Source organism: Ruegeria sp. HKCCD8929 (assembly GCF_013031405.1).
In the GTDB taxonomy this organism is placed as follows: Bacteria; Pseudomonadota; Alphaproteobacteria; order Rhodobacterales; family Rhodobacteraceae; genus Ruegeria.
Genome location: NZ_WPZY01000008.1, coordinates 222,696 through 233,069, shown reverse-complemented (window position 1 = coordinate 233,069; position 10,374 = coordinate 222,696). Strand labels below are relative to the sequence as shown.

The 10,374-nt window shown below is 60.9% G+C and carries 7 protein-coding genes; 1 reads left to right on the top strand and 6 read right to left on the bottom strand.

Annotated features, from left to right (window positions below; all coding sequences use genetic code 11):
- Window positions 1–140: 140 nt before the first annotated feature.
- Genes fusA through rpsL form a run of 3 tightly spaced genes read right to left on the bottom strand, consistent with a single transcriptional unit; the run spans window position 141 to window position 3,134 of the window.
- Window positions 141–2,258 (bottom strand): elongation factor G, encoded by a 2,118-nt coding sequence (gene fusA, locus GOX53_RS14735; RefSeq protein WP_171177612.1) that lies wholly within the window; start codon window positions 2,256–2,258, stop codon window positions 141–143.
- A gap of 18 nt (window positions 2,259–2,276) precedes the next feature.
- The gene (rpsG, locus tag GOX53_RS14730; protein ID WP_039529242.1) at window positions 2,277–2,747 is read right to left on the bottom strand and encodes a 30S ribosomal protein S7; all 471 of its coding nucleotides are present in this window, start codon (window positions 2,745–2,747) and stop codon (window positions 2,277–2,279) included.
- A 15-nt stretch (window positions 2,748–2,762) separates the two neighbouring features.
- Complete coding sequence (gene rpsL, locus GOX53_RS14725; protein ID WP_005621086.1) at window positions 2,763–3,134, bottom strand: 30S ribosomal protein S12; 372 nt, start codon at window positions 3,132–3,134, stop codon at window positions 2,763–2,765.
- 403 nt (window positions 3,135–3,537) lie between these two features.
- On the opposite strand from rpsL, the gene GOX53_RS14720 reads away from it, so the two are divergent.
- Window positions 3,538–4,344 (top strand): putative rhamnosyl transferase, encoded by an 807-nt coding sequence (locus GOX53_RS14720; protein WP_171177610.1) that lies wholly within the window; start codon window positions 3,538–3,540, stop codon window positions 4,342–4,344.
- On the opposite strand, the gene GOX53_RS14715 is transcribed toward GOX53_RS14720, so the two are convergent.
- From GOX53_RS14715 to rpoC, 3 genes are all read right to left on the bottom strand, one after another.
- On the bottom strand, window positions 4,314–5,198 hold the full coding sequence (locus GOX53_RS14715; RefSeq protein ID WP_171177608.1) for a DMT family transporter: 885 nt from the start codon (window positions 5,196–5,198) through the stop codon (window positions 4,314–4,316). The genes GOX53_RS14720 and GOX53_RS14715 overlap by 31 nt on opposite strands.
- Before the next feature lie 186 nt (window positions 5,199–5,384).
- Window positions 5,385–5,924, bottom strand: a complete 540-nt coding sequence (locus tag GOX53_RS14710; RefSeq protein WP_254446570.1) for an AAA family ATPase — start codon at window positions 5,922–5,924, stop codon at window positions 5,385–5,387.
- A 181-nt stretch (window positions 5,925–6,105) separates the two neighbouring features.
- Entirely contained in the window at window positions 6,106–10,347 is a 4,242-nt protein-coding gene (gene rpoC, locus GOX53_RS14705) for a DNA-directed RNA polymerase subunit beta' (RefSeq protein ID WP_171177604.1), read from the bottom strand.
- Window positions 10,348–10,374: the final 27 nt, after the last annotated feature.

The window sequence follows — 10,374 nt, the reverse complement described above, 5'->3', positions numbered from 1 at the left end:
CAACCGTGCCAATGTTCACGTGCGGTTTCGTACGCTCAAACTTTTCCTTTGCCATGATGGCCTCCTTGTTTTGCGGGGGCCGGGCTGAAGCCCGGCCTATGAGTTGTGGGTAGGCCGGGCTTCAGCCCGGCCCTCCCGTATTAGGCATATTTCGACTGGATCTCGTCCGAGATGTTCTGCGGAACCGGATCGTAGTGGTCGAACTGCATGGTGAACTGGGCACGGCCCGACGACATCGAACGCAGGGTGTTGATGTAGCCGAACATGTTGGCCAGCGGCACGAACGCGTCAATCGCGATGGCGTTGCCGCGCGGTTCCTGACCCGACACCTGGCCCCGACGCGAGGTGAGGTCGCCAATGATACCGCCGGTATATTCTTCCGGGGTGATCACTTCGACCTTCATGATCGGTTCCAGCAGTTTCGCACCTGCCTTGCGCATCCCTTCGCGCATGCACATACGGGCGGCGATTTCAAAGGCCAGAACGCTGGAGTCCACGTCGTGGAACTTACCGTCGATCAGGGCAACCTTGAAGTCGATCACCGGGAAGCCGGCCATCGGACCCGAGTCCATAACCGAGTTGATGCCCTTTTCGACGCCCGGGATGTATTCCTTGGGCACCGAACCACCAACGATGCGGCTCTCGAACGAGTAACCTTCGGCAGGCTCTGTCGGCGAGATGATCATCTTCACCTCGGCGAACTGACCCGAACCACCCGACTGTTTCTTGTGGGTGTAGGTGTGCTCGACCTCGTGACCGATGGTCTCACGATAGGCCACCTGCGGCGCACCGATGTTGGCCTCGACTTTGAATTCACGCTTGAGACGGTCCACCAGGATGTCCAGGTGAAGTTCGCCCATGCCCTTCATGATGGTCTGACCGGATTCGATATCGGTCTCCACGCGGAAGGACGGGTCTTCGGCGGCCAGACGGGCCAGACCCTGGGACATCTTCTCCTGGTCGCCCTTGGTCTTGGGCTCGACCGCGATCTCGATCACCGGATCGGGGAAAGTCATGGTTTCCAGAACCACCGGATCCTTCGCATCACACAGGGTGTCACCGGTGGTGGTGTCTTTCAGACCCGCCAGCGCGATGATGTCGCCTGCAAACGCTTCTTCGATCTCTTCCCGGTTGTTCGAGTGCATCATCATCATACGACCGATGCGCTCTTTCTTACCTTTGGTCGAGTTCAGGATCGAGTCGCCCTTGTTCATGACACCCGAGTAGATCCGGGTGAAGGTCAGCGAGCCGACGAAGGGGTCGTTCATGATTTTGAACGCCAGACCCGAGAACGCCATGGCGTCGTCGGCACGGCGGGCGATGTCACGAACTTCTTCCTCGTCGCCGGGTTTGAAGCCCATGTAATCGACAACGTCCAGCGGGCTGGGCAGATAGTCGATCACAGCGTTCAAGAGCGGCTGAACGCCCTTGTTCTTGAACGCGGACCCACCCAGAACCGGAACGAAGTCCAGCGCCAGCGTGCCCTTGCGCAGCAGTTTGCGCAGGGTTGCAACGTCGGGCTCGTTGCCTTCCAGGTATTCCATCATGGCGTCGTCGTCCTGCTCGACGGCCGCTTCGACCATCTTGCCGCGCCATTCCTCGGCCATGTCCTTCAGCTCGTCGCGGATCGGAGCCTTGACCCAGCTTGCGCCCAGGTCTTCGCCCTGCCACAGCCACTCTTCCATGGTGACCAGGTCGATCAGGCCTTCGAGCTCGGATTCTGCGCCGATCGGGATACCGACCGGAACCGCGCGGGCGCCGGTGCGGTCTTCGATCATGTTGACGCAGTTGAAGAAGTCGGCGCCGATCTTGTCCATCTTGTTGACGAACACCATGCGCGGAACCTTGTAGCGATCAGCCTGACGCCACACGGTTTCGGTTTGGGGCTCAACACCGGCGTTTGCGTCCAGAACGCAGACGGCACCGTCGAGAACCGCCAGCGAACGCTCGACTTCGATGGTGAAGTCAACGTGGCCGGGGGTGTCGATGATGTTCAGGCGGTGCTTGGGGGTATCGGCGGTCTGACCGTCCTCGGTGCGCTCCCAGAAGGTGGTGGTCGCAGCCGAGGTGATGGTGATGCCGCGTTCCTGCTCCTGCTCCATCCAGTCCATGGTGGCTGCACCATCGTGCACCTCACCGATGTTGTGGGATTTGCCGGTGTAATACAGGATACGCTCCGAGCAGGTGGTCTTGCCTGCGTCGATGTGCGCCATGATACCGAAGTTACGGTATAGTTCGAGCGGATATTCGCGTGCCATTGGTCTAAGCCTCTCGGATTACCAACGATAATGGCTGAAGGCTTTGTTCGCCTCGGCCATCTTGTGGGTGTCTTCACGCTTTTTCACGGCGGTACCGCGGGACTGAACGGCGTCCAGCAGTTCGCCGGCAAGGCGTTCTTCCATGGTGTTTTCGTTACGGCCACGGGCAGCGGTGATCAGCCAGCGGATGGCCAGAGCTTCGCGGCGCTCGGGGCGCACTTCGACCGGAACCTGATAGGTGGCACCACCAACCCGGCGCGAGCGGACCTCGACCGACGGTTTGATGTTGTCGAGCGCTTCGTGGAACACTTCGACAGGAGCGCGCTTGATCTTGTTCTCAACGCGATCAAAGGCGTTGTAGACGATGCGCTCGGCGACCGACTTCTTGCCGTCGATCATCAGGTTGTTCATGAATTTGGTCAGAACCTTGTCGCCAAATTTGGCGTCAGGCAGGACTTCGCGTTTTTCGGCGGCGTGACGACGGGACATCTCGGCCTCTCCTTCTTACTTGGGACGCTTCGCGCCGTATTTCGAACGACGCTGCTTACGGTCTTTGACGCCCTGGGTATCCAGAACACCGCGCAGGATGTGGTAACGCACACCGGGAAGGTCTTTCACACGGCCGCCACGGATCAGAACAACCGAGTGTTCCTGCAGGTTGTGGCTTTCCCCGGGGATGTACGAGATGACCTCGAACCCGTTGGTCAGGCGCACCTTGGCAACCTTACGCATCGCCGAGTTCGGCTTTTTCGGCGTGGTGGTGTACACGCGGGTGCAGACGCCGCGTTTCTGCGGGCACTGCTCCAGGTGCATGGACTTCGAGCGTTTTACTTTCGGCTGCCGCGGTTTGCGGATCAGCTGTTGAATAGTTGGCATTCCGGTTTCTTCCCCGTTTTGCAACACACATGACATGCACGCGCGTTGCGTGCGGTTTCAATTCACTGCGCCGATGCGTCCACAAGCGCAAAACCCGCGAGCGTTCCCATTCCGAGGTGAACGTCGCGGTTGGTTATCAGAGGGCGCGAACGGCAAAATTGTCCGGGCCTTGACCAGTTCATTACTGAAATCGGTTTTGGGGCGGCCCCCGGCACCGAGATGTCGCGCGTAATAGGGGGAGTCGCAGCCGGTGTCAACAGCGGTACCCTCGATGCAGGGGATACGTTGGTTTGCATGGGCTTATTGGGGGTTTGATCGCAGTGCAAGCCTTTGGTGTTCTTGCGCGCTCAGGGTGCGCTCGGCATAGTCCGGTGCAAAGCCCTGCCCGCGTGAAAGGCCCCCCATGCAAGCAATCGGTCTATGCCGTTTTTCCTACCCGGCCATCGGTGGTTTTCAGGTCGGGCATGACAGTATCGAGGAGCGTATCCGCTACCTCTATCAGCCCGACCGGATCGAAGAACGCTTTCGTCTGTTCGAGACCGTCGCCCTGCCGGGCCTGCGCGCGCAGACACGACAGAATTTCGATCTGATCATCGTGATCGGGGACAGTTTGTCTGCACCGCATCGCGACCGGCTGCACGATCTGACGGCGGACATGCCGCAGGTTCGGATCGTGGTGCAGCCGCCGCGCAGGCATCGGGAAGTGATGAAAGAGGTGCTGAATGCCGCCCGCCGGAACCCGGACAAACCCTGCCTGCAGTTCCGGTTCGATGATGACGATGCGGTGGCCGTCGATTTCATCGAGCGGATGCGCCAGGCGGTGCGCGATTGCGACGGGCTAATCCGCAAGAACAAGACCGTGGCTATCGACTATAATCGCGGCTTCATTGCGCGGCTCGGGGCCGATGGCATCGCCGCCGAGGAGGTGGTGCGGCCCTTTGCGACGCCAGCGCTCGGCATGTATGTCCAGGGCGGTTGCAAGCAGACCATCATGAACTTCGCCCATACCAAGATCGGGCGTTTCATGCCGGTGGTGAGCTTTACCGATGCGCCGATGTGGCTGCGCAGCCATAACCGGTACAACGACTCGCCGCAGGTGAAGGCGAAACCGGTGGAACTGAGCCCGCTGACGCCGGGGCAGGAGGGTGAGTTCGCCACCCGGTTTGCCATCGACGCCGATCAGGTGTGCCGGGTGTTTGCCGCGTCCTGACGCGCCCGCTCGCGGAACAAGGTGAAGAGGCCCGCCGCAACGACCAGCCCCGCGCCCAGTAGCGTCACCGGGTCTGGCCAGTCGCCGAACACCGCCCAGCCCAGCAGCAGCGCCCAGATCAGACCGGAATAGCGGAACGGCGCGACAAAACCCACCTCTCCCACCCGCATCACCATCACGCTAAACAGGTATCCCATCAGGATGAACCCCGCCGCCGCCACGATCAGGACACCGCTTTCGGCGCTGACCGGCACCCATCCGGTGGTAACCGAGGCCAGCGCGGCGGTGAGCGTGACCGCGAGCGAGGTGGCCAGCGTGACGACCATCGAGGGCACCTCGGCCGACATCCGCCGCGTCAGCAGGTCCCGCGCGGTGATGCAGACCACGGACATCAGCGCATAGATCGCATGGATCGAGAACCCGTCCGGCCCGGGCCGGACGATCAGCAGCATGCCCAGAAAGCCTATCCCGATGGCGGTCATCCTCCGCCAGCCCACTTGCTCGCCGAAAACCAGCGCCGCCCCCAGTGTCACCGTCAGCGGCAGCGCCTGCAGCACCGCGGTGACATTGGCCAGCGGCATGTGCATCAGCGCGGTCAGGAAAAAGAAGGTCACGCCAATCTCGGTCATGCACCGGAGCAGGATCAGCACCTTGTCGCGGCGCGGAAAGCGCAGGTGCAGGGCGCCGAGGTGGCCGGCCAAGGCATAGATCAGCACCGTCGCCAGTATCCCGCGCAGGGTGACAAGCTGGAACAGGGGCAGGTCGGCGCCGACCGCCTTGACCAGTGTGTCGTTCACGGTGAAGGCGGCCATGCTGCCCATCATCAAAAGGGCGCCTGTCAGGTTCGGTGCCATGATCTGTTACCCAATGGTGTCGATATGTTTCGGGCCGCGTGGAGCCAGCGCTGGTTCAATGTCCACTGTTTCGGCACATTGGGGGGACACCTGCGGAATGGCAATCGCAGATTTATGGCAACCAAGATGACTGTGGCTGCACTGTTGTCAGCGCCCGAAGCCGCTAACATGCGCCTCGAACGCCCGCTATTGGGACTGTGAAACCACATCAAGAACGAAGTCCGCACGCTGCTTGACGCCGGTTTTTGGCAAGAGCTGGATGTCGTAGTTCATTCCGGCACATGCGGCTTGCAGGCGTTCGAATTCCTCAATGGCCGAGGTCAGATCGTGGCGGCGATCCGGGTCCTGAGTGAAAATCTCGGGCCAGGGTGGCGCAAGGAAAACCGGGTTCGAATAGGGCCTGCGGCTGCCGATGGTCTCGCGATAGGGCACACCGGCTGAATGTTCCAAAGCCACGGCAGCATCGACTAACCCCCTGTCGAAGAACACCAATCCCTGAACGTCGCGCGCCTTGGACAAATCGGTTCGAGACACCGCGACCGCGCGCCGGGCGAAGGCGGCCATGTCCACCCAGGGCAAGGCTGAGCCCGATCCGGCCTTTTCTTCCGCGACGATGCGGCGGCCCGGCTCTTCGACAACTGCATGCCCGCGCCGTTCAAGCTCGGTCAGCAGCGTCGACTTTCCACCGCCGGAACAGCCCGAGATCAGGACAAATCTGTTCGCCAAGGGCCTCACCTCTCGTTCGTTTGGCACCGACATTGCAAAACCCTACAATTCCGGTTCTGTCACAGCACCAACCCCACCGCAAAAACAACGATCTGACCCAAAGGCAACCGGGAAACAGACCGTTGAAAACAGTAAGGCCCCACATTTCTGCGGGGCCTTACTCAGTTCAAATCGGCAAGGGTTACTCGCGGCTTTCCGGGGTATCGACCAGGGTGTCGAACTCGTCCCCGATGATGTCGTCCTCCATGATCGGAGCCGCCAGAGCAGCCGCCGCTTCGGCCTCTTCCCGGCGCGCTTCGATCACCACGTTGTCGCGCTGCTGCGCGATGTGGCGGACGCGCTGGGTGGCGCCACCGGTACCGGCCGGGATCAGACGGCCCACGATGACGTTCTCCTTGAGGCCGACCAGCTTATCCTTCTTGCCCTGAACCGAGGCTTCGGTCAGCACGCGGGTAGTCTCCTGGAAGGAGGCCGCCGAGATGAACGAACGGGTCTGCAGCGAGGCCTTGGTAATGCCCAGCAGGATCGGCTCGCCCTGTGCCGGACGGCCACCGCGCGACAACGTCTTCTCGTTGGCCGCGTCGAACTCCTGCTTGTCGACATGTTCGCCCTTGAGCAGGGTGGTGTCGCCCGAATCCAGGATCTCCCACTTCTGCAACATCTGGCGCACGATGACCTCGATGTGCTTGTCGTTGATCTTAACGCCCTGCAGACGATAGACCTCCTGCACCTCGTTGATCATGTAATCGGCCAGAGCCTCGACACCCATGATCGACAGGATGTCATGCGGGGCCGGGTTGCCGTCCATGATATAGTCACCCTTCTGCACGAAGTCGCCTTCCTGCACCGGGATGTGCTTGCCCTTAGGCACCATGTATTCGACCGGCTCCATCGACTCGTCGCTGGGCTCGATGGTGATGCGGCGCTTGTTCTTGTAGTCGCGGCCAAAGCGCACGTAACCATCGGCTTCGGCGATGATCGCGTGATCCTTGGGACGACGGGCCTCGAACAGTTCGGCCACACGCGGCAGACCACCGGTGATGTCCTTGGTCTTGGCGCCTTCACGCGGGATACGCGCGACAACGTCACCGGCTTCGATGGTCTGACCATCTTCAACCGACAGGATCGCATCCACCGACATCGGATAGTGAACCGGGTTGCCCGCATCGTTGCGGACCGGCTCGCCATCTTCACCGACCAGAATGATCTCAGGCTTCAGATCGCTGCCTTTGGGGGCAGCGCGCCAGTCGATCACGATCTTCTGGGTCATGCCGGTTGCATCGTCGGTCTCGTCACGGACAGCAAGGCCCGAAACAAGGTCGACATATTTCGCGGTACCGGCTTTCTCTGCGATGATCGGCAGGGTGTAGGGATCCCATTCGAACAGCTTGTCGCCACGCGCCACCTTGGTGCCGTCCTTGACGAACAGCTTGGAGCCGTAGCCCAGCTTGAAGCTGGCACGCTCTTCGCCGTGCTCGTCGTTGATCACCAGCTTCATGTTCCGGCCCATGACCAGGCTTTCGCCTGCGGCATTGGCCAGGATCTGCGGGTTCTCGAACGCAACGACACCGTCCTGGCTGGCTTCCTGGAACGACTGCTGGCCACCCTGGGCAACGCCGCCGATGTGGAAGGTTCGCATCGTCAGCTGGGTGCCGGGTTCACCGATGGACTGGGCGGCGATGATGCCGACCGCTTCACCGGTGTTCACCATGGTGCCGCGTGCAAGGTCACGGCCGTAGCAGGTGGCGCAGACGCCTTCCTCGGACTCACAGGTCAGAGGCGAACGGATGCGGGTCGACTGAACGCCGGCCTCATCGATGGTGTCGGCCATACGCTCGTCGATCAGCTGACCGGCGGCCACAATCACCTCATCCGTGCCCGGACGCAGGATGTCGTCGGCAGCCACACGGCCCAGCACACGCTCGGCCAGCGAGGCAACGACCTCACCATCGTTGACCGCTGCCTCGGCAGTGATCGCACGGTCGGTGCCGCAGTCGTGGTCGCGCACGATGCAGTCCTGCGCCACGTCCACCAGACGGCGGGTCAGGTAGCCCGAGTTCGCCGTCTTAAGAGCGGTATCCGACAGACCCTTACGGGCGCCGTGGGTCGAGTTGAAGTATTCAAGAACGGTCAGACCTTCCTTGAAGTTCGAGATGATCGGCGTCTCGATGATGTCGCCGTTCGGCTTGGCCATCAGGCCGCGCATCCCGCCCAGCTGTTTCATCTGAGTGACCGAGCCCCGCGCGCCCGAGTGAGCCATCATGTAGACCGAGTTCGGTTCCTGTTCGGCGCCGCCCTCGTCCTTGGCCGAGGACGAGATGGTGTTCATCATCGCCTCGGTGACGCGGTCGTTACATTTCGACCAGGCATCGACAACTTTGTTGTACTTTTCGCCCTGCGTGATCAGGCCGTCCATGTACTGCTGTTCAAAGTCCTTCACCTGGCTGCGGGTATCGTCCACGATGCCCCATTTGTCACCGGGGATCACCATGTCGTCCTTGCCGAACGAGATACCGGCCTTGAACGCCTCCTTGAAGCCCATCGACATGATCTGGTCGCAGAAGATCACCGACTCTTTCTGGCCGCAGTAACGGTAGACGGTGTCGATCACCTGCTGCACTTCTTTCTTCCGCAGCAGACGGTTGACCAATTCGAACGGGGCCTTGTTGTTCATCGGCAGAAGAGCACCCAGGCGCACACGGCCCGGGGTGGTCTCGAACCGCTGGAGAACCTCGTTGCCCTCGTCGTCGATCTGCGCGATCCGCGCGGTGATCTTCGAGTGCAGGTGCACCTCGCCCGCGTCCAGCGCGTGCTGCACCTCGTCGATGGAGCCGAACACCTTGCCTTCGCCCGGCATGCCTTCGCGTTCCAACGTCAGGTAGTAGAGACCAAGGATCATGTCCTGCGACGGAACGATGATCGGCGCGCCGTTTGCGGGCGACAGAACGTTGTTCGTCGACATCATCAGAACACGCGCTTCCAGCTGCGCCTCAAGGCTCAGCGGCACGTGAACCGCCATCTGGTCACCGTCGAAGTCGGCGTTAAAGGCCGAACAGACCAGCGGGTGCAGCTGGATCGCTTTACCTTCGATCAGAACCGGCTCGAACGCCTGGATGCCAAGACGGTGCAGCGTCGGCGCACGGTTCAGCATGACCGGGTGTTCGCGGATCACCTCGTCGAGGATATCCCACACTTCGGGACGCTCTTTCTCGACCAGTTTCTTCGCCTGTTTCACGGTCGAAGACAGACCTTTGGCTTCAAGGCGCGAGTAGATGAACGGCTTGAACAACTCCAGCGCCATCTTCTTGGGCAGACCACACTGGTGCAGCTTGAGTTCCGGACCGGTCACGATGACCGAACGGCCCGAGAAGTCGACGCGCTTACCCAGAAGGTTCTGACGGAAGCGGCCCTGTTTACCTTTCAGCATGTCCGACAGCGATTTTAGCGGACGCTTGTTGGCGCCGGTGATTACGCGGCCGCGACGGCCGTTGTCGAACAGAGCGTCAACGGATTCCTGCAGCATCCGCTTTTCGTTGCGGACAATGATGTCAGGCGCGCGCAGTTCAATCAGACGCTTCAGACGGTTGTTCCGGTTGATGACGCGGCGATACAGATCGTTCAGATCCGAGGTCGCGAAACGGCCACCATCCAGCGGAACCAGCGGACGCAGTTCCGGCGGAATGACCGGGATCACGGTCATCACCATCCATTCAGGCCGGTTGCCCGACTCGAGGAAGGATTCAACAACTTTCAGACGCTTGATGATCTTCTTGGGCTTCAGCTCGCCGGTTGCCTCGGCCAGATCAGCGCGCAGCTGTTCGGCCTCGGCTTCCAGATCGATCTGGGCCAGCATCTCACGGATGGCTTCGGCACCGATATTGGCGGTGAACGCATCCATGCCGTAAGCATCCTGCGCATCCATGTACTCTTCTTCGGTCAGCATCTGGCCATAGGTCAGGTCGGTCAGACCGGGCTCGATGACAACATAGTTTTCAAAGTACAGAACGCGTTCCAGATCGCGCAGCGTCATGTCCAGCATCAGACCGATGCGGGACGGCAGCGATTTCAGGAACCAGATGTGTGCGACCGGCGCGGCCAGTTCGATGTGGCCCATACGCTCGCGGCGGACTTTCTGCAGGGTGACTTCCACGCCACACTTTTCGCAGACAACGCCGCGATACTTCATCCGCTTATATTTGCCGCACAGACATTCGTAATCCTTGATCGGGCCAAAGATACGCGCGCAGAACAGGCCGTCACGCTCGGGCTTGAACGTCCGGTAGTTGATGGTTTCGGGTTTCTTGATCTCGCCATAGGACCAAGACAGGATCCGCTCGGGCGACGCCAGCGAGACCTTGATCTCGTCGAAGACCTTCGGGGGCGTCAGCGGGTTGAACGGGTTGTTGGTGATTTCCTGGTTCATTTGTTACCTCAAATCTTGCGGAAGGGG